Origin of the sequence: Clostridium algidicarnis, from assembly GCF_000703125.1 — a bacterium.
Lineage (GTDB): Bacteria > Bacillota > Clostridia > Clostridiales > Clostridiaceae > Clostridium_L > Clostridium_L algidicarnis.
This window is the reverse complement of sequence record NZ_JNLN01000001.1, coordinates 685,344-705,712: the sequence shown is the minus strand read 5'-3', so window position 1 is coordinate 705,712 and position 20,369 is coordinate 685,344. Positions and strand designations below refer to the sequence as shown.

At 31.2% G+C, this 20,369-nt stretch carries 25 protein-coding genes; 24 read left to right on the top strand and 1 reads right to left on the bottom strand.

Going from position 1 to position 20,369, the window contains the following annotated elements:
* The first annotated feature begins 9 nt into the window (after window positions 1-9).
* From BV55_RS0103500 to cwlD, 16 genes are all read left to right on the top strand, one after another.
* Window positions 10-300: a KOW domain-containing RNA-binding protein gene (locus tag BV55_RS0103500; protein WP_226104648.1), complete on the top strand. Its 291-nt coding sequence runs from the start codon at window positions 10-12 to the stop codon at window positions 298-300.
* A gap of 7 nt (window positions 301-307) precedes the next feature.
* Entirely contained in the window at window positions 308-526 is a 219-nt protein-coding gene (gene infA, locus BV55_RS0103495; RefSeq protein ID WP_029451387.1) for a translation initiation factor IF-1, read from the top strand.
* 15 nt (window positions 527-541) lie between these two features.
* Window positions 542-655 (top strand): 50S ribosomal protein L36, encoded by a 114-nt coding sequence (rpmJ, locus tag BV55_RS0103490; protein WP_025434559.1) that lies wholly within the window; start codon window positions 542-544, stop codon window positions 653-655.
* A gap of 177 nt (window positions 656-832) precedes the next feature.
* Window positions 833-1,201 (top strand): 30S ribosomal protein S13, encoded by a 369-nt coding sequence (gene rpsM / locus BV55_RS0103485; RefSeq protein ID WP_029451386.1) that lies wholly within the window; start codon window positions 833-835, stop codon window positions 1,199-1,201.
* 15 nt (window positions 1,202-1,216) lie between these two features.
* Window positions 1,217-1,612, top strand: coding sequence for a 30S ribosomal protein S11 (gene rpsK / locus BV55_RS0103480; RefSeq protein WP_029451385.1), 396 nt, complete (start codon window positions 1,217-1,219; stop codon window positions 1,610-1,612).
* Between the two features lie 24 nt (window positions 1,613-1,636).
* A complete protein-coding gene (gene rpsD, locus BV55_RS0103475) occupies window positions 1,637-2,257 on the top strand; it encodes a 30S ribosomal protein S4 (protein ID WP_029451384.1) in 621 nt (206 codons plus the stop codon).
* Between the two features lie 101 nt (window positions 2,258-2,358).
* Entirely contained in the window at window positions 2,359-3,306 is a 948-nt protein-coding gene (locus tag BV55_RS0103470; RefSeq protein ID WP_029451383.1) for a DNA-directed RNA polymerase subunit alpha, read from the top strand.
* A 12-nt stretch (window positions 3,307-3,318) separates the two neighbouring features.
* Window positions 3,319-3,660, top strand: a complete 342-nt coding sequence (gene rplQ, locus BV55_RS0103465) for a 50S ribosomal protein L17 (RefSeq protein WP_029451381.1) — start codon at window positions 3,319-3,321, stop codon at window positions 3,658-3,660.
* A gap of 182 nt (window positions 3,661-3,842) precedes the next feature.
* Window positions 3,843-4,688 (top strand): energy-coupling factor transporter ATPase, encoded by an 846-nt coding sequence (locus tag BV55_RS0103460; RefSeq protein ID WP_029451380.1) that lies wholly within the window; start codon window positions 3,843-3,845, stop codon window positions 4,686-4,688.
* Window positions 4,673-5,542, top strand: a complete 870-nt coding sequence (locus BV55_RS0103455) for an energy-coupling factor transporter ATPase (RefSeq protein ID WP_029451379.1) — start codon at window positions 4,673-4,675, stop codon at window positions 5,540-5,542. Before BV55_RS0103460 ends, BV55_RS0103455 begins: the two co-directional genes overlap by 16 nt.
* A 12-nt stretch (window positions 5,543-5,554) precedes the next feature.
* The gene (locus BV55_RS0103450) at window positions 5,555-6,355 is read left to right on the top strand and encodes an energy-coupling factor transporter transmembrane component T family protein (protein ID WP_029451378.1); all 801 of its coding nucleotides are present in this window, start codon (window positions 5,555-5,557) and stop codon (window positions 6,353-6,355) included.
* A gap of 12 nt (window positions 6,356-6,367) precedes the next feature.
* A complete protein-coding gene (gene truA, locus BV55_RS0103445) occupies window positions 6,368-7,102 on the top strand; it encodes a tRNA pseudouridine(38-40) synthase TruA (protein WP_029451376.1) in 735 nt (244 codons plus the stop codon).
* 158 nt (window positions 7,103-7,260) lie between these two features.
* Window positions 7,261-7,695, top strand: a complete 435-nt coding sequence (rplM, locus tag BV55_RS0103440; protein ID WP_029451374.1) for a 50S ribosomal protein L13 — start codon at window positions 7,261-7,263, stop codon at window positions 7,693-7,695.
* A gap of 26 nt (window positions 7,696-7,721) precedes the next feature.
* On the top strand, window positions 7,722-8,114 hold the full coding sequence (rpsI, locus tag BV55_RS0103435; protein WP_029451373.1) for a 30S ribosomal protein S9: 393 nt from the start codon (window positions 7,722-7,724) through the stop codon (window positions 8,112-8,114).
* Between the two features lie 410 nt (window positions 8,115-8,524).
* On the top strand, window positions 8,525-10,132 hold the full coding sequence (locus tag BV55_RS0103430) for a Na/Pi cotransporter family protein (RefSeq protein WP_423752108.1): 1,608 nt from the start codon (window positions 8,525-8,527) through the stop codon (window positions 10,130-10,132).
* Window positions 10,133-10,337: 205 nt separating this feature from the next.
* On the top strand, window positions 10,338-10,991 hold the full coding sequence (gene cwlD / locus BV55_RS0103425; protein WP_029451371.1) for an N-acetylmuramoyl-L-alanine amidase CwlD: 654 nt from the start codon (window positions 10,338-10,340) through the stop codon (window positions 10,989-10,991).
* A gap of 204 nt (window positions 10,992-11,195) precedes the next feature.
* On the opposite strand, the gene BV55_RS0103420 is transcribed toward cwlD, so the two are convergent.
* Window positions 11,196-11,975, bottom strand: a complete 780-nt coding sequence (locus BV55_RS0103420) for a DUF3048 C-terminal domain-containing protein (RefSeq protein WP_029451370.1) — start codon at window positions 11,973-11,975, stop codon at window positions 11,196-11,198.
* Window positions 11,976-12,342: 367 nt separating this feature from the next.
* Between BV55_RS0103420 and BV55_RS0103415 the strand changes: the two genes are divergently transcribed.
* The 8 genes from BV55_RS0103415 (at window position 12,343) to citD (ending at window position 20,329) form a co-directional block, all read left to right on the top strand.
* Entirely contained in the window at window positions 12,343-13,302 is a 960-nt protein-coding gene (locus BV55_RS0103415; protein ID WP_341349696.1) for a GntR family transcriptional regulator, read from the top strand.
* A gap of 111 nt (window positions 13,303-13,413) precedes the next feature.
* Window positions 13,414-13,833 (top strand): methylaspartate mutase subunit S, encoded by a 420-nt coding sequence (gene glmS / locus BV55_RS0103410; protein WP_029451367.1) that lies wholly within the window; start codon window positions 13,414-13,416, stop codon window positions 13,831-13,833.
* Between the two features lie 22 nt (window positions 13,834-13,855).
* Window positions 13,856-15,355 (top strand): methylaspartate mutase accessory protein GlmL, encoded by a 1,500-nt coding sequence (gene glmL, locus BV55_RS0103405; RefSeq protein WP_084170486.1) that lies wholly within the window; start codon window positions 13,856-13,858, stop codon window positions 15,353-15,355.
* A 47-nt stretch (window positions 15,356-15,402) separates the two neighbouring features.
* Window positions 15,403-16,860, top strand: a complete 1,458-nt coding sequence (locus tag BV55_RS0103400; protein ID WP_029451365.1) for a methylaspartate mutase subunit E — start codon at window positions 15,403-15,405, stop codon at window positions 16,858-16,860.
* Between the two features lie 103 nt (window positions 16,861-16,963).
* Window positions 16,964-18,208: a methylaspartate ammonia-lyase gene (locus tag BV55_RS0103395; protein WP_029451364.1), complete on the top strand. Its 1,245-nt coding sequence runs from the start codon at window positions 16,964-16,966 to the stop codon at window positions 18,206-18,208.
* 263 nt (window positions 18,209-18,471) lie between these two features.
* Window positions 18,472-19,314, top strand: coding sequence for a fumarate hydratase (locus BV55_RS0103390; protein ID WP_029451363.1), 843 nt, complete (start codon window positions 18,472-18,474; stop codon window positions 19,312-19,314).
* A gap of 12 nt (window positions 19,315-19,326) precedes the next feature.
* Window positions 19,327-19,884: a Fe-S-containing hydro-lyase gene (locus tag BV55_RS0103385; protein WP_029451362.1), complete on the top strand. Its 558-nt coding sequence runs from the start codon at window positions 19,327-19,329 to the stop codon at window positions 19,882-19,884.
* A 175-nt stretch (window positions 19,885-20,059) separates the two neighbouring features.
* Window positions 20,060-20,329 carry a citrate lyase acyl carrier protein gene (gene citD / locus BV55_RS0103380; protein ID WP_029451361.1) on the top strand — a complete coding sequence of 90 codons (270 nt, stop codon included), beginning with the start codon at window positions 20,060-20,062 and terminating at the stop codon, window positions 20,327-20,329.
* Window positions 20,330-20,369: the final 40 nt, after the last annotated feature.

Sequence of the window (20,369 nt, the reverse complement as noted above, 5' to 3'; positions counted from 1 at the left end):
ATCATAGAGGTGAATATTTTGCAAGACAATGACTTAATTGGTAAAATTGCATATTCTAAAGCTGGCAGGGATAAGGATAAAGGATATATAATTATTGAAAGAATAGATGATAATTATGTGTTAGTTGCTGACGGAAAGAAGAAAACTATAAGTAAACCTAAAAGAAAAAAGCTTAAGCATCTTAATTTAACTTGTGAGGTTGCAAATGAGATTAAAGATAGTTTGTTAAGTGATGAGCGAGATATAGATATTAAGATTAAAAGCTTTTTAATATTAAAAGCCATTGTTAAGGAGGTTTGATTACCTTATGTCAAAAGATGATATAATAGAAATGCAGGGTACAGTAATTGATGCTTTACCAAACGCTATGTTTCAGGTAGAATTAGAAAGTGGGCATGTAATACTTGCTCATATATCAGGAAAATTAAGAATGAATTTCATACGAATTTTGCCAGGTGATAAAGTAACATTAGAACTTTCACCTTACGATTTAACTCGTGGAAGAATTACCTGGAGAGCAAAGTAATAAGGAGGATTAGCTATGAAAGTAAGACCGTCAGTTAAGCCTATTTGTGAAAAATGTAAGATCATAAAAAGAAAAGGAAGAGTAATGGTAATCTGTGAAAATCCAAAGCATAAGCAAAAGCAAGGCTAATTTCATAAATAGTAATTAATAAAAAAACAATCTGCTATTAAGTTTTAGGTAAGGCTGACAATAGAGGGACCGACATACTCTATTGACCTAGGATTTTAAATATATAAATTAAAAATATAGAAGATAAATTATTTTCTATATAAAAGCAAGTTTAAATACCAGGAGGTGTAAATTTTAATGGCAAGAATATCAGGTATTGACCTACCAAAAGAGAAAAGAATAGAAATAGGTCTAACTTATATATATGGAATAGGAAATTCCAGCGCTAAAAAACTGTTAGAAGAAACTGGCATTAATGCTGATACTAGGGTAAAAGATCTTAGTGAGGAAGAAGTTAATGTTATAAGAGAATATATAAATAAAAACTTAAAGGTTGAGGGAGATCTTAGAAGAGAAGTTGCCCTTAACATAAAAAGATTAGTTGAAATTGGATGTTATAGAGGAATAAGGCATAGAAAAGGTCTTCCAGTAAGAGGACAAAAAACAAAAACTAATGCTAGAACAAGAAAAGGTCCAAAGAGAACTATAGCTAATAGAAAGAAATAGTAAGGAGGTAGAGTAATGGCAGCACAAAAGGTTAAGAAAACAAGAAGAAGAAAAGAAAGAAAAAATATTGAACATGGCGCAGCACATATAAAGTCAACGTTCAATAACTCAATAGTAACTTTAACTGATACAGCTGGAAATGCTTTATCATGGTCTAGTGCAGGTGCTTTAGGATTCAGAGGATCAAGAAAGAGTACACCATATGCAGCACAAATGGCAGCAGAAACAGCTGCAAAAGTTGCAATGGAGCATGGCTTAAAGAGTGTTGAAGTTTATGTTAAAGGACCAGGATCAGGAAGAGAAGCAGCTATAAGATCATTACAAGCAGCTGGAATTGAAGTTACATTAATTAAAGATGTTACTCCAATACCACACAATGGTTGTAGACCACCAAAAAGAAGAAGAGTTTAGTATAAGTAACAGGAGGTGTAATTAATGGCAAGATATACTGAAGCTACCTGCAGATTATGCAGAAGAGAAGGTATGAAACTATTTCTTAAGGGAGATAGATGCTATACAGATAAATGTGCGTTTGCAAGAAGAGCATATGCTCCAGGGCAACACGGACAAAGTAGAAAGAAAGTATCCAACTACGGATTACAATTAAGAGAAAAGCAAAAAGCTAAGAGAATCTACGGTGTGTTAGAAAAACAATTTAGAACATATTATGAAAAAGCAGATAAGCAAAGAGGAATAACAGGTGAAAATCTATTAAGACTACTAGAAATGAGATTAGACAATGTAGCTTTTAGATTTGGATACGGGGCTTCAAGAACAGAAGCTAGACAATTAGTTACTCACGGACATTTCCTAGTAAACGGAAGTAAGGTAGATATTCCATCTTACCAAGTTTCAGTAAATGATGTTGTATCTATCTGTGATAAGAGCAAGGCTACTGAGAAATTCAAAACATTTGCTGAAAATCCAAAAACTTTACCAAAGTGGTTAACATCAAATCCAGAAAATTTTGAAGGAACAGTTATTGCTGAACCAGCAAGAGATGATATAGACGCTCCTATAAATGAAACATTAATAGTTGAGTTATATAGTAAGTAATAATCTAATAGTCTGCTAAATATAGAAAAATCAATTTAGTAGATATAGAATCAGTTGCCCTCATATAAGGTTGCCATTTAAAAAACAAGGAGGGTTTGCCAATGTTAGAAATCGAGAAGCCTAAAATTGAGTGTATAGAAATTAGCGAAGATGAAAGTTATGGTAAGTTTGTTGTAGAACCTCTAGAGAGAGGATACGGTATAACTCTTGGGAATGCGTTAAGAAGAATATTAATATCTTCACTACCTGGCGTTGCAGCTAGGTATGTAAAGATAGATGGTGTACTTCATGAATTCTCAACAGTTCCAGGTGTTAAAGAAGACGTAACAGAATTAATATTAAACATTAAATCTCTTGCTCTTAAAATGACAGGTGAGGGGCCTAAGACTATATATATAGATGCAAAGGGACCTTGCGAAGTAACCGCTGGAGATATAAAAACTGATAGCGATATAGAGGTTGTTAATAAAGATCTACATATAGCAACCCTGGATGATAATGCAAGATTATACATGGAGATTATAGTTGGAAGAGGAAGAGGTTATGTTTCACAAAACAAAAACAAAATCGAAGAACTTCCTATATCATCTATACCTATAGACTCCATATATACTCCAGTTAAAAGAGTTAACTTTACCGTAGATAACACAAGGGTTGGTCAAATCACAGATTATGATAAGCTAACCTTAGAGATCTGGACAAATGGAACCATAAAAACAGAAGAGGCTTTAAGCTTATCAGCTAAAATTCTAATAGAACACTTTAAGTTATTCATGACTCTTACTGATCATGCAAATGATGTAGAGATTATGATAGAAAAAGAAGAAGATAAGAAGGAAAAAGTTCTTGAAATGACTATTGAGGAGCTTGATTTATCAGTTAGAAGCTACAACTGCTTAAAGAGAGCTGGAATAAATACAGTTCAAGAACTTGCCCAAAGATCTATTGAAGATATGATGAAGGTAAGAAACCTTGGAAGAAAGTCCCTAGAAGAAGTAGAACGAAAACTTAAAGATTTAGGTTTGGGATTAAGATTAAACGACGAGTAAGGAGGTAAAGTTATGGCAGTGTACCGTAAATTAGGTCGTCCAACCGACCAAAGAAGAGCAATGTTAAGAAATCTTGTTACTAGTTTCTTAAAATATGGTAAGATAGAAACTACAGAAGCAAGAGCAAAAGAAACAAAGCGATTAGCTGAAAAAATGATCACTCTTGGAAAAAAGGGAGATCTTAATGCAAGAAGGCAAGCGCTTGCTTTCGTAACTGAAGAAGAAGTAGTAAGAAATTTATTTGATAATATAGCTCCTAAGTACAGTGAAAGAAATGGTGGATATACTAGAATTTATAAAGTAGGTCCACGTAGAGGAGACGCAGCAGAAGTAGTTATATTAGAATTAGTATAACAATTAAGGGGATTAAGTGGCATTAGCTTAGTCCCCATTTTAATATATCTATTTATTTTTATTGTTGAGTATGTTATTTTATTAGTATATTAATATTATTAATATGTAAGTAATGGAAAATAGATTTATAAAGTCTACTTTTCATTACTTATATGCACATTTTTATTTTGGAGGACTATTAAATGAAAAATACTATGATTAAATGCGAAAACCTTACATACAAATATATTAATTCAGAAGATAATTCAGAGAAGTATGCTGTTAATGGTGTTAACCTAGAGGTTGAAAAGGGAGAGTTTTTAGTAGTATTAGGACATAATGGTTCGGGAAAATCTACCCTTGCAAAACATTTAAATGCACTATTAATACCATCAGAAGGCAAAGTTTATGTTGATAACATGGATACATCTGATGAGAATAATACATGGAATATTAGAAGCAAAGCAGGTATGGTTTTTCAAAATCCTGATAATCAAATAGTTGCAACAATTGTGGAAGAAGATGTGGCCTTTGGCCCAGAAAATCTTGGAGTAGAACCTAGTGAGATAAGAAAAAGAGTAGAAGAAAGTTTAAAAACAGTAGGTATGTACGAGTACAGGAAACATGCACCACATCTCTTGTCAGGTGGTCAAAAACAAAGAGTAGCTATAGCAGGCATACTAGCAATGATGCCTAAATGCATAGTATTTGATGAACCTACAGCTATGCTAGACCCTTCAGGGAGAAAAGAAGTAATAAACACTATAAAGAAACTTAATAAAGAGTTTGGAATAACTATAATACTTATTACCCACTATATGGAAGAAGCAGTAGAAGCAGATCGTATAGCTGTTATGGATGAAGGAAAGATAATAATAGAGGGTACACCAAGAGATGTTTTCAAAAATGTAGAATTAATGAAAAAGATAGGACTAGATGTTCCACAGGTTACTGAACTTGCCTATGAATTAAAAAAGAGTGGAATTGATATTAATACAGAAATATTAACTATAGATGAGATGGTGAATAAATTATGTCAATTAAGATAGAAAATTTAACCCATATTTATATGAAAAATACGCCTTTTGAAAAGAAGGCATTAGATGATATAAATTTAGAGATAAATAATGGTGAATTTGTTGCCCTTATTGGGCATACAGGATCAGGGAAATCAACACTTATTCAACACCTAAATGGTTTATTAAAACCAACCAGTGGAAAGATAATAATTGATGGGCAAGATATACTTAAAAGAGGAGTAAAGCTAAGTGATGTAAGAAAAAAGGTAGGCTTAGTATTTCAGTATCCTGAATATCAATTGTTTGAAGAAACTGTAGAAAAGGACATAGCTTTTGGACCCCAAAATTTAGGGCTAAAAGATGAAGAAATACTTAAAAGGGTTAAAAAAGCCATGGAAATGGTAGGAATAGATTACGAAGAATATAAAGATAAATCACCCTTTGATTTAAGTGGAGGACAAAAGAGACGTGTAGCAATCGCAGGGGTGGTAGCTATGGAGCCTAAGACACTTATATTAGATGAGCCCACAGCAGGGCTTGATCCAAAGGGAAGAGATGATATATTGTCTCAAATTAAAACCTTACACAAGGATTATAATATGACTATAATATTAGTTTCACATAGCATGGAAGATGTTGCGAAGGTAGCAGATAGAATTATAGTAATGAATAAGGCAACCTGCATTTTAGATGGAAAGCCAAAAGAAATATTTCAAAATATCGATAGGTTAGAAGAGGTTGGACTTGCAGCTCCACAAATTACTTATTTAGTTAGAGAATTAAGAGCTAAAGGCTTTGAGATAGAAAAAGATATATTTACAGTTGATCAAGCTAAAAAAGCGGTTTTAAAATATTTAGATAATACCAAAAAAGCTAGCTTATAGGGGGAAGAACTTATGATAAAAGATATTACAATAGGACAATATGTACCGGGGGAATCTTTTGTTCATAAATTAGACCCCAGGACTAAAATATTAATATCATTATTATTTATAATCCAATTGTTTCTAATCAAAAGTTTTAGTGGATACATATTTGTAGTGGCATTTATATTAGCTACGGTTTCAGTTGCAAAATTATCACCCACATATTTATACAAAGGTCTAAAACCTGTTTTTATACTTATAGTTGTAACAGCTATTTTAAATTTATTTATGGTAGAGGGTACTGAACTTGTATTTCAATGGAAATTTATAAAGATATATAAAGAAGGATTAAGTACAGCAGGCTTTATGGTATTAAGATTAATATTTTTGATAATTGGAACATCGTTACTTACATTAACAACATCACCTATTGAACTTACAGATGGAATTGAAAGGCTTTTAAGCCCTTTTAAAAAGATAGGTTTACCTGCTCATGAACTAGCAATGATGATGACTATAGCATTAAGATTTATACCTACACTAATGGATGAAACTGATAAAATAATGAAGGCTCAGATGGCTAGGGGTGCTGATTTTGATAGTGGAAATATAATAAACAAAGCAAAAGGATTAATTCCATTACTTGTGCCACTATTTATAAGTTCATTTAGAAGAGCAGATGAGCTTGCTATGGCTATGGAGTCAAGATGTTATAGGGGTGGAGAAGGTAGAACTAGAATGAAACAACTTAAAATGCAAGGTATTGATTTGGTTGCTGCTATAATATATTTTTCTTTAGCAACATTATCCATAGCAATATATTATATATAGTTGGATATTATAATGAAAAATATAAAATTAATAGTAGAGTACGATGGAACAAATTATAGTGGGTGGCAAAGGCAAAACAATGCTATGACTATTCAACAAAAAATTGAAGAGGCTATATTTAAATCAACTGGTGAAAGCTTAGATGTAATAGGATGTAGTAGAACAGATGCTGGAGTACATGCAAAAGCTTTTGTACTAAACTTTCATACTAAATCCACAATACCATCAGATAAAATTAAGAATGTTATAAATCTAAATTTACCAGAAGACATAATTATATTAAGTTCAGAAGAGGTAGAAAAAGAATTCCATGCTAGATATAGTTGTGTAGCAAAGACGTACTCCTACACTATATTTAATAGGGAAAGCGTTCCAGCATTATATAGAAATTATGTATATCATGTAAGGAAACCCCTAAATGTGGATATAATGATAGAAGCCAGTAAATATTTTCTAGGAAAACAAGACTTCTCTGCATTTAAAAATATGGGAAGCTCCGTTAAAACTAGCACTAGAACTATTAAAGATATAGAAATATATAAAGAAAATGATTATATAAAGATCTATATAACCGCAGATGGATTTTTATATAATATGGTTAAAATAATAGTAGGTACTTTAGTTCAAGTGGGAAAAGGTAAAATGCCACCAAAGCAGATAAGAGATATAATAGAATCAAAGGATAGATCTAAAGCAGGGAAAGCAGTTTTATCATCAGGGCTTTGTTTAGAAAAAGTATTTTATTAATTTAATAAAATACATTGACACACCAGGAAGATTGTATTACAATGATAATGTTTGAAAAAACTATATTTGCTAAGTGTATAAGATCCACGAAGGTTGGATCTTCACATAGAAATAGAAGAACGAAAAAGTTTATATAAGAAGTTCAGGGAGGGAAAAAGATGAAATCATACATAGCTAAAACAGGAGAAGTTGATAGAAAATGGTATGTAGTTGATGCAGCAGGAAAACCATTGGGTAGAGTTGCCAGCCAAGTAGCATCTATATTAAGAGGAAAACACAAACCAATATTCACACCAAATGTTGATACAGGTGATTATGTAATAGTAATCAATGCTGAAAAGGTAGTTTTAACTGGAAAGAAATTAGATCAAAAGATGTTGAGACATCACTCATTTTATCCAGGTGGATTAAAAGAAACACCTTACAGAGAGGTATTAAAAAAGAAGCCAGAATATGCATTTGAAGAGGCTGTAAGAAGAATGCTTCCAACAGGAGTACTTGGAAGACAAACATTAAGAAAACTTAAAGTATACAGAGGTTCTGAGCATGATCAACAAGCACAGAAGCCAGAAGTTTTAGAACTTAAATACTAATAGGACGCGAGAGGAGGAAATTTTAAATGGCTAAAGTTCAATATATGGCAACTGGTAGAAGAAAGAAAGCTGTAGCAAGAGTAAGACTTATACCAGGTGAAGGAAAAGTAACTATAAATAACAGAGACATAGAAGAATTTTTTGGATTAGAAACTTTAAGGGTTATAGCTAACCAACCATTGGTTTTAACTGAAACTAAAGGTAAATTTGATGTTTTAGTAAATGTACACGGTGGGGGATATACAGGTCAAGCCGGAGCTATAAGACACGGTATTACAAGAGCATTAGTTAAAGCTGATGAAAATTTAAGACCTGAACTTAAGAAGGCAGGATTCTTAACAAGAGACCCAAGAATGAAAGAAAGAAAGAAATACGGTCTTAAGAAAGCTAGAAGATCACCGCAATTTTCAAAGAGATAGTATTTATAAAATCACGAAACCCGCAAACATTAATGTTTGGGGGTTTTATTTTTTTAGTCCTAAGTTATTTAAGTTTACAGGATTTACATCATATTAAGACTTAAACCTTTTTAATGGCTAACCTTATTACTTGGTGATATAAAGCTTTTTAAAAGAATTAGTTATGACTATCTGAGCTTCATTAAGTAAATATTTATAAATGCTTGATAAAATAGTGGAATATAGTCAAAACTAATAATTTATAATTAAAAGGGTGTTATTTTATTAAACAGATAATTGAATTACAAAAAATGTATGCTTATATTAAGATTAGGTTAAAAGTTATGAGATTCTCTTAACATACATAAAAATATACTGTATTATTTCTAAGATAAAAGTAATTTATAATGGGGGAATATGGTTTGAATACAATGGCAATTATAATTGGATTAATAGGTGGTCTAGGTTTATTTTTGTATGGTATGAAACTTATGGGAGATGGATTAGAAAACGCAGCTGGTGAAGGGCTAAAAAGTATATTAGAAAAAGCTACTTCTAATAAGTTTATGGGTGTACTAGTAGGTGCAGTAGTAACAGCTGTAGTTCAAAGTAGTAGTGCTACTACAGTAATGGTAGTAGGATTTGTTAATGCTGGACTTATGAACTTATCCCAAGCAGTAGGAGTTATAATGGGAGCTAATATAGGTACTACTGTAACTGCACAGTTAGTAGCATTTAAGTTAGATACAATAGCCCCAATATTTGTAGGTATAGGTGTAGCCATAGTAATGTTTTCGAAGTCTACAAAAAGAAGAGAGTTTGGTAACATAATATTAGGATTCGGAATATTATTTATGGGTATGGGAATAATGGGAGATGCAATGAAACCAATCGCACAGTCTCAACAATTTAAAGATTTAATTATTGCCATAGGCGATAATTGGGCAATTGGTATTGTAGCAGGATTAGCTATGACAGCTGTAGTGCAAAGCTCTTCGGCAACAACAGGTATACTTATAGCGTTAGCAGGCACAGGTAGTATTGATATGTCTATAGCCATTCCTGTAATCTTAGGATGTAATATAGGTACTTGTGTTACAGCACTATTAGCGAGTATAGGAACTTCTAAAACAGCCAGAAAAGCCGCTATTATACATTTGTGTTTTAATGTTATAGGTACATTAATATTCATTCCACTAAGAGGACCTTTAGCACAACTAGTTCAATACATTAGTCCACTAAACACACAAAGACAAATAGCAAATGCGCATGCAGTTTTTAATATAACAAACACTATAATATTACTTCCTTTGAGTAATTATTTAATACTTATAGCAAACAAAGTTATAAAAGGAGAAGACGAAATAGAAAAGGTTGGAGCTAAATTTATAGATGACAGGCTTTTAGAAACACCAGTAATAGCACTAGGACAAGTTATAAAAGAAGTTTTAAGAATGGCAAATAAGGCTAAGGAAAATGTTGAAATTGCTATCAAAGCCTTTGAAAGTGATGATGAAAAATTAGTTGAAAAAGTTTATAAAAATGAAAAAATAATAAATATTTTAGAACAAGAAATAACTACATATTTAGTGAAACTTTCAAAAACTGAAGTTTCAGATAAGCAAAAAGGAATTATCGCGTCTACTTTTCATGTTGTAAATGATATAGAACGTATAGGGGATCATGCAGAAAATATTGCAGATTTAACAAGCGAAAAGATAATAAAGAAATTAGAATATACGGATGAAGCATTAGAAGAGCTTAAACAGATGTATGATTATACTATCCATTCATTACAACTTGCAATAGAGAGTTATGAAAATAATGATCCAAACAAAGTTGAAGAATTATTAAATGTGGAACAAAGAATAGATACATTAGAAAGAGAATTTAGATCGTCTCATATAAGAAGATTAAATCAGGGTACATGTACAGCAACTGCTGGAGCTGTATATTTAGATATAATTAGTAATCTTGAAAGAATAGGCGATCATTCTACAAACATAGGTGAAAATATAAATGCAAGTATACTTAGATAATATATAGGTATAAAATCAGTTGCTTTTAATTTAAAAGATAGCTGATTTTTTTTCATTTAAAAGATAGTTGATTTTTAATTAAAATATATTATTATGGGAACAATATATAGGATGATGTATTTAATAATAATTTTAAAATAGATGGAGGTGAATATCTGTGAAATATATAAAACTAAAAAGTATTTACAAATTAACTTTTAGGTTAATGTTTATTCTTACATTAATTTTAGCTATAACACCTTTTACCTACAAAACAGAAGCTCTAGAAAACAAAAATAAAATTATACTTATAGATCCAGGTCATGGAGGAATAGATGGCGGAGCTGTGTCAAAAAGTGGAACTTTAGAAAAAGATATTAATTTAAGCATAAGTAAGTTTTTAAAAGAAAGTTTAGAAAAGGAAGGATACCAGGTTTACATTACAAGAGAGGAAGATAAAGGATTATATGAGGATAAAGGTACAGTAAGAGAGAAAAAGAATCAAGATCTTAATAATAGATGCGTAATGAAGGATAAGACAAAATGCGATATGTTCCTAAGCATACATTTAAATATGTTCCCTCAAATAAAGTATTCAGGTGCACAAGTATGGTATTCAGATTACAAAGAAAGTAAAGATTTTGCAAAGATACTTCAAGATACATTAAAAGAAGAATTAAATCCTAATAACAATAGAAATGAAAAAGCTGCAGGAGATACTTACAAAATATTAAGAGATGGGTATAAAGCGCCCTGTGTAATAATTGAATGTGGATTTTTATCAAATATAGAAGAAGAGGCTAAGCTTAGAACATCAGAATATCAAGAGAGTATTGCTAAAGCTATAACAAAAGCTGTAAATAAGTATTATAACAATTAAAAATAGAGTTAAAATTTTAAGGGGTAAAATAGAATTAAACACTTAAGCTATAAAATATAGTTAAAGATTCAAGTTATAAAATGTAGTTTTAAATTTAATAATTTAAAATTTAAATATATATAAATAAAGGTTCATTCTTAATATTTTAAGAATGAACCTTATATTCATGTCTTTAATATTTTTAGTATTATAGAATATGTTAAATTATTTATAAATTAAAGAATTACTTTTATCTATAATCACCCACCAAGTATTACCTCTAACTATAGAAAGTGGTACCTCATTAGAATCGTATATAGAAGTTTTATTATTATCTTTAACCCATTTCATATTTAATGCTTTTCCACTTGCAAATAACATTCCATGGCCTGAATCATTTTTGTTAGAACTCTGAAAGGATATGGGATCATCTACAAATTGAACTACTACATTGGTGGCTTTTATGATTTCTTTATCTAAGCTATCTACATGAGGAACACTTCCTAAAAAGTGTTCATATACCCCATCTTTATATATAAAATTAGAAGTATAAAGATTATTAAGGTTTATAAATAAATATTCAGCATTTATTAAATTAGAGTCAACGTCAACCGCATCTTTAAAATTAAAACTTGGAATTGAATCTAATTTGCTGGTGCGAATTGATGATATTGGGTAATTATTATTGGGTATGTTGCTATAAAATATAGCATTATAATTAAGTTTTTGATTTTTATCTATAAACTCATAAATAATGTCAGCTTTACCTAGACCACAAATCGAATCATTTTCATAAATATCAGTATAATTAACTGAAATGGGTAGTGTATCCTCATTATAAACATTAGTAATTATTTCACCAGTTATTGGAGATACATTTATACTATTATTAGGAACATATTTCTTTTTATAATTAATATATGTATATATATTAAATAAAATGATGATTATTAAGACGGCAATTAAAATTTTTATAATATAATCAAATAATTTATCTGCATTCATTTAACTCTCCTACATAAAGTGAACTTACTTATATTATTAAAATATATTATTAAAACTTATAAAGTATGTTAAATAATTTTCAGTATTTAAATTAATAATAAAAATATATTAATAATAATAAGTGGTTAAATAATGGATAAACTTAAAATTAAGTGTTTATTTTATTAATAGAAGATTTATGAAGGCATATATTATTAATATAATAATATTAAGAAAGCTTTAATAAAAGATACATATTATAAAGGTTACTAAAGTATTAAATAAGTTATGAAAACGTATTGATTGGACTCGTGCATTGTGATATTATTTAATCGGTGGTTCAATCCATTAGTCCAATAGATCTTGGAGGCGAATTAAAATAAACATAGTGATAACTAAAAAAAGTGGCATTCCACTGTATTTGCAAGTAAAAAAGCAAATAATGTATCATATTAGAAGTGGCTCTCTCAAGGTTGGAACAAAGATGCCAACAGAAAGAGAATTATCGGAAAATCTAAAGGTAAGTAGAAATACAATAAGTACTGCCTATAAAGAATTAGAAAAGGAAGGCGTTTTAAAATCTTATCAAGGGAAAGGAACATTTGTAGCAGAAGAAGCCAAGCCTTGGAAGGAACAAAACGTTAGAGATAAAATAGTTAGATTTGTAGATATAGGAATAGAAGAAGCTTTAGAAGCTGGTATGAATATTGACGAGTTTTTGGAAATAGTAAGTACAAGAGTTAAAGAAAAATCAGATTTTATGAAAGAACTTAAAGGTATTTATGTAGAATGCAATACAGAGCAATCTAGAATGTTTAGTAAAGAATTAAGTGAAGCTATGAATATGAATGTTGTACCATTAACTATAGGAGAACTTAAAAAGATGGATGAAGAAACATTAACATTATTAAAAGAGGCTCAAGTGGTTATATCAACATTTAATCATGTTAATGAAGTAAATAAGCTTATAGAAGGATTTCACAAGGAAATATTTGGAGTGGCCATTAACGCAGATTTAGAAACCATCGTAAAAATAGCAAGGTATAAAGAAGGAACAAAGTTCGGGTTTTTGTGTATATCTGAAGAATTTATGTTTAAGATAAAAGGCGCTTTAGAAAGCGCGGGACTCGGAGGTATAAATATAAAATACACAAATACACAGAATTTAGAAGAAATAAAAGAGCTTATAGAGGAATCAGAAGTAATAATTGTTTCACCAGGAAGATTTAAAGAAACAAAAAGATTAAATAATGATGATAAAGATATAATTAAATTCATATATAATTTAGACGAAGGATCTGTAAAAGCATTAAGGTCTAAAATACTAGAAATAAATTATAAAAGTTAATAGTTGTAAATTATTTCATAAATATTAATAATAAAAAGATTTAACTTACAATTAAAATAAAAATAAAAAGAAATCATTTAATTTCATTATTATTTTTAGGAGGCTTATAAAATGGAAGAAAAAAGATTAGTTCTTGGAGTAATCGGTTCAGACTGTCATGCAGTAGGAAATAAGATTTTAGACTATGCTTTGTCTGAAGCTGGTTTTAAGGTTGAAAACATAGGGGTATTATCACCACAAGAAGATTTTATAAATGCAGCTGTAGAAACAAATGCTGACGTTATAGTAGTATCTTCTCTCTATGGACATGGTGAGATGGATTGTAGAGGAATGAGAGAAAAATGCGAAGAGTCTGGACTTAAAAATATAATCTTATATGTAGGTGGAAATATAGTAGTTGGAAAACAAAATTGGCCAGAGGTTGAAAAAAGATTCAAAGATATGGGATTTAACAGGGTATTTCCTCCAGGAACATCTGTAGATACTACAATAAAGTGCTTGAGAGAAGACTTAAACTTAGAAGAAAACTAAAAAATAAATGGATGTGATGTTAATGGATGCATATTTATTAATAGACTTTGGGAGCACATATACAAAGCTTACAGCCATAGATATTAAAAATGAAGAGATATTGGCTACATCTAAGGATATAACTACAATAGAAGATGATATAATGATAGGCTTTAATAAGGCCTATGATAAATTATTAAAAGATTTACAAGGTAAAGAAGTTAATTTTGTAAGAAGACTTGCTTGCTCATCAGCAGCAGGTGGGCTAAAGATGATAGCTATAGGACTTGTGCCGGAACTTACAGCTGAAGCTGCTAAAAGGGCAGCATTAGGTGCAGGAGCAAGGGTACTAAAAACTTATAGCTATGAACTCACAAATATAGAGATGAAAGAAATCAAAAAATCTGACATAGACATTATTCTACTTGCAGGGGGCACAGATGGTGGAAACAAAGAATGTATAATACATAACGCTAAAATGATTGTGAAACATGGAATTAATATTCCAGTTGTAGTAGCTGGAAATAAAGGTGCTAACGATGATATAAGTGAATTATTTGATGAGGCTAAAACACCTTATTTTATTACTGAAAATGTTATGCCTAAATTAAATTCATTAAATGTAGAGCCAGCAAGAGAAGAGATAAGAAAGATATTCATGAATAGAATAGTGGATGCAAAGGGCCTTTCTAATGCAGAAGAGTATGTAAATGGAATACTTATGCCAACCCCTGCTGCTGTACTTAAAGCGGCAAGGGTATTAAGCGAGGGCAGTGATAAAGAAGAGGGAATAGGGGAAATTGTTGTTATAGACATTGGTGGTGCGACTACCGATGTACACTCTATAGCAGATGGTGAACCAACAAAAGCCGGAGTTACACTTAGAGGGCTTGAAGAACCCTTTGCAAAAAGAACTGTTGAGGGTGATCTTGGCATGAGGTACTCTGCATTATCCTTATGGGAGGCAGCAGGAACTAGAAAAATCAAAAAAAGTCTTAAAAATAAAGATTTGGATGTAGAAGAAAACTGTAGACTAAGATCTAAAGATATAATGATGATACCTAAAACTGAAGATGAGGTAGATTTTGATGAGTCCATGGCGCGTATAGCAACAGAGCTTGCCATGGAAAGACACTGTGGATATGTAGAACCAGTTTACTCACCTTTAGGGGTTGTATACACTCAATATGGAAAAGATCTTATGGAAGTGAAATATATGATAGGAACAGGTGGAGTTTTAGTTCACAGTAAAGATTCAGGCAATATATTACAAGCAGGGACATTTTCTAAAGAAAATTTAAATTCCTTAAGACCTCAAAGATCAAAGTTATTATTAGATAAAACTTATATACTTTCATCTATGGGATTACTTGCAGAAGAATTGCCAGATTTAGCTGTAAGAATAATGAAAAAGTATTTAGTAGAAATAGATTATAAAAAAGATGAAGAAAATGATTATATTGATGAAAAAAAGATAGAATTATTTAAACAACAGTTTAAGGATGCACAAAGCTTTGATAACCACTGTAACGGTGAATTTTAGTTAAATTTTTATTGTAGGTATAAATTTAAGAAGGGCAGGTACAAAAAGTGGGATTAAAAAATAAAAAGTGGACAGAGGAAGAGTTTTTTAAAGAAAGAGAACAGGTTTTAAATCAATGGCCAACCGGCAAAGAAGTAGATCTTCAAGAGGCAGTAGATTTTTTAAAAAAGGTTCCAGATCATAAAAGCTTTCCTAAAAAACTTATGAAAGCTAAAGAAGAGGGAGTAACATTGGCACAACCAAGAGCAGGTGTTGCACTTATAGATGCTCATATAAAACTTTTAACTTATCTTCAAGATGAAGGTGGGGCTGACTTACTACCTTCAACAATAGACAGTTATACAAGACAAAATAGATATGATGAATGTGAAATTGGAATAAAGGAAAGTAAGCTTGCAAATAGATCACTATTAAATGGATTTCCAGGAGTAAATCATGGTGTTCATGGTTGTAGGGAAGTTTTTGAAGCAATTAACCTACCTATAGAATCAAGACATGGTACTCCAGATGGCAGGCTCCTTGCTGAGATTACTCATGCATCTGGTTGGACTTCTAATGAAGGTGGAGGAATATCTTATAATATACCTTATGCAAAAAGTGTAAGTATAGAAAGAACTTTATTAGATTGGCAATATTGCGATAGGCTTGCAGGATTCTATGAAGAACAAGGCATATCGATTAACAGAGAACCCTTTGGACCACTTACAGGAACTTTGGTACCACCAAGTACTTCTAATGCAGTAGCTATAGTTGAGGCTTTATTTGCAGCAGAACAAGGCGTTAAAAACATAACTGTGGGATATGGACAGTGTGGAAATCTTATTCAAGACGTAGCAGCTATAAGAGCTTTAGAGGAGCAGACTGATGAATATTTAAAGGCTAATGGATATAATGATGTATATATAACTACAGTTTTCCATCAATGGATGGGCGGATTCCCAGCAGATGAATCTAAAGCTTTTGGAGTAATATCCACAGGAGCTGCAGCAGCCGCCCTTGCAGGAGCTACAAAGGTAATAGTTAAAACTCCTCATGAAGCTATAGGAGTTCCAACTAAAGAAGCTAATGCAGCGGGCATAAAGGCTACAAAGGTAACTCTTAATTTACTAAGAGGACAAAAGATGCCTATGTCAAAAGAGTTACAAACTGAAATTAATATAATAAAAGCAGAAACTAAATGTATGGTAGATAAATTGTTTGAACTAGGTAATGGCGATCTTGCAATAGGTACTGTAAAAGGATTCCAGGCAGGAATTGTAGATATACCTTTTGCACCTAGTAAATATAATAATGGTAAAATGATGCCAGCTAGAGATAATAACGGAGCTGTAAGGTATCTTAAATTTGGAAATGTTCCTTTCACTCAGGATATTATGAACTTTAATATGAAGAAGTTAGAAGAAAGAGCCAAATATGAGAATAGAGAAATTGGATTCCAAATGACCATAGATGATATATTTGCAGTAGGCAAAGGAGTTCTAATAGGTAGACCAGATAAAAAATAGAGATAGTTTATCCAAAATAAAAGGATGAATATAAAGTATTAATGTAAAGACAAATAAAAAATATCTTTTTAAAAGATAAAAATAATTGAAAAGAGGGCGTAAAATGAAAATTGTTGATGTTGTTTGTTCAGCTGGAAGAACAGGATTTTATTTTGATGACCAAAGAGCTATAAAAAATGGAGTAGAACATGATGGATTTACTTATATAGGAGAACCTGTTACAGAAGGTTTTGACGCTATAAGACAAGCAGGTGAGTCTATATCAGTTATGTTTATATTAGAAGACGGACAGGTGGCTCATGGAGATTGTGCAGCAGTACAATATTCAGGTGCAGGTGGAAGAGATCCTTTATTTTTAGCAGAAGAATTCATACCTTTAATAGAAAAAGAAATTGCACCAAAATTAATAGGTAGAGATTTAAATAGTTTTAAAGACTTAGCAGAAGAATTTGATAAGATGAATGTTAATGGTAAAAGACTACATACAGCAATAAGATATGGAGTAACTCAAGCTATATTAGATGCAGTAGCAAAATCTAAAAAGATCACTATGGCTGAGGTAGTTAAAGAAGAATACAATACAGGAGTTAATATAAAAAGAATTCCTATATTTACTCAATCAGGAGACGATAGATATACAAATGCTGACAAAATGATAATCAAAGGTGCAGATGTTTTACCACATGCTCTTTTCAATAATGTAAAAGAAAAGCTTGGAGAAAGTGGAGAAAAACTTATTGCATATGTTGAATGGTTAAGAGATAGAGTTTTAAAGGTAAGAAGCTCAGAAGATTATAATCCAATATTTCATATAGATGTTTATGGAACTATAGGTGTAGCTTTTAACAATGATATGGGAAAAATGGTTGAGTACTTTAAAGTATTAGAAGAAACCGCAAAACCATTCCATTTAAGAATAGAAGGACCTATGGATGTAGATGATAGAATAAAACAAATGGAAGCTCTTAGAGATTTAAGAATTGAGCTTGATAAGAAAAATATTAATGTAGAAATAGTTGCAGATGAATGGTGTAATACTTATGATGATGTAGTTTTATTTGCTGATAACAACTCAGGACATATGCTTCAAATAAAGACTCCAGATCTTGGAGGAGTTAATAACATAATAGAAGCTATATTATACTGCAAGAAAAAAGGAATTGGGGCTTATTCAGGAGGAACTTGTAACGAAACTAATAGATCCTCAGAAGTTTGCACTAACATTGCTATGGCTTGTGGAGCGGACCAATGCTTAGCTAAACCAGGAATGGGTGTAGATGAAGGATATATGATAGTAAACAATGAGATGAATAGAGTAGTTGCCCTTGTTAATAGAAGAAATAAATAAGTGATTTAAATTTCACATAAGGCAGTTTAATTATTAAACTGCCTTTATCCAATTAATGATAAATTATAGAGCCTTTAATACTTGTAATAACTTATTATATATTAAAAACGTTAATACTATATAAAATTCAATGTATTTTCAATATTTAAGGCTAATAAAAGGGTATAATATAGGCAGAAGATAGATTTAAAAAAAATATATAAAAATCAGTTGTTACAAGTAAGGTTTAAACTTGTACAAGGATATTTAAAGGAGTGTTTAATATGAAAGAAGTTCATGTGTCAGATATAACTAATGCAGTAAGAAATCTATGTATAGATTCTAACTATTATTTATCAGAGGATGTTAGAAATAGATTAAAAGAAGCCTATGAAAAAGAAACCTGGGCTATTGCAAAAGATATTTTAGATAAAATATTAATAAATGCAGACATAGCTAAAAATCAAAGAATGCCTATGTGTCAAGATACAGGAATGACTTGTGTGTTTGTAGATATGGGTCAAGATGTTCATGTAGTTGGAGGAAACTTAGAAGAGGCTATTAATGAAGGTATAAGGCAAGGGTATGCAGAAGGGTACTTAAGAAAATCTGTGGTTAGCGATCCGCTAAATAGAGTAAATACAAAGGATAATACTCCAGGAATCTTATATTATAATATAGTTCCAGGAGATAAACTTAAGATAACTGTGGCTCCTAAAGGATTTGGGTCAGAAAACATGAGTCAATTAAAGATGCTAAGGCCTGCAGATGGAGTAAAAGGAGTTAAAGACTTCGTAATAAAGGTAGTTAAAGAGGCAGGTCCTAATCCATGTCCACCTATAATAGTAGGTGTAGGTATAGGTGGTACTTTTGATAAGTCAGCTAATTTGGCTAAGAAGGCATTAATTAGACTTACATCAGAAAGAAATCCAAATCCTTATTATGCAGATTTAGAAAGAGAATTAATGGAGAGTATAAATGCTTTAGGCATAGGACCCCAAGGTTTTGGAGGAAGAAGCACAGCTTTAGCTGTAAATATTGAAACTTATGCAACTCATATAGCAGGGCTTCCGGTAGCTGTTAATATAAATTGCCATGCTACAAGACATGCTGAAATAGAATTATAGGAGGAAATAAGTATGGAAAAGAAGATAACAACCCCACTTACAAAAGAAAAGGTTAAAGGTCTTAAGGCTGGAGATAGTGTGCTTATAAGTGGAACTATCTATACAGCTAGAGATGCTGCTCATAAAAGATTAGTAGATCTTTTAGATGAAGGAAAAGAACTTCCATTAGATTTAAAAGACGCAATAATATACTATGTAGGACCAAGTCCTGCAAAGCCAGGAATGGCGCTAGGATCAGCAGGGCCTACTACTAGTTATAGAATGGATCCTTATGCCCCAAGACTTTTAGATAAAGGTCTTAAAGGGATGATAGGTAAAGGACTTAGAAGTAAAGACGTAGTAGACTCATTAATAAAAAATAATGCAGTTTACTTTGCAGCTATAGGTGGAGCAGCTGCTCTAATAGGAAAATCTGTAGAAGAAGCTGAAATGGTTGCCTACGAAGATTTAGGAGCAGAGGCTATAAGAAAGCTCACAGTGAAGGATCTACCTGTAGTGGTAGTTATAGATAGCGAAGGTAATAACCTATATAAGATAGGACAACAAGCTTATTTAGATAGTTTAAAGTAACTTTAAGGTAGATATTATATTTAATTATAAAAAAATATTATCTTACTATTAGAACACCTTACCCATAGCTAGACGAATTTATTAATATCTTTTAGTTATGGGTAAATAAAACAAACAAAGAGGTTAAAATAAGTATTTAAATTAATGAACCTTTTTTATAAGAGGAGTGATTTTTATGAAAATTTCTAAGGTGGCAAAGGCAGGAACTTTAGAATCTAATGATGTATTTATAATGGTATCCCCAAATGAAGCGGATACTGTAGATATTAAGTTAGAAAGTATAGTAATGAAGCAATTTGGAGACCAAATATTAAAAGTTATAGAGGAAACATTAAAAGATTTAAAGATTGAATCTGTAAGCTTAAAGGCACAGGACAAAGGTGCATTAGATTATACCATAAAGGCAAGAGTAGAAACTGCAATAAAAAGAGCTATGGAAAAGTAGTAAAATAATTATAAGAAACAATATTGTGAGGTGTATTTCA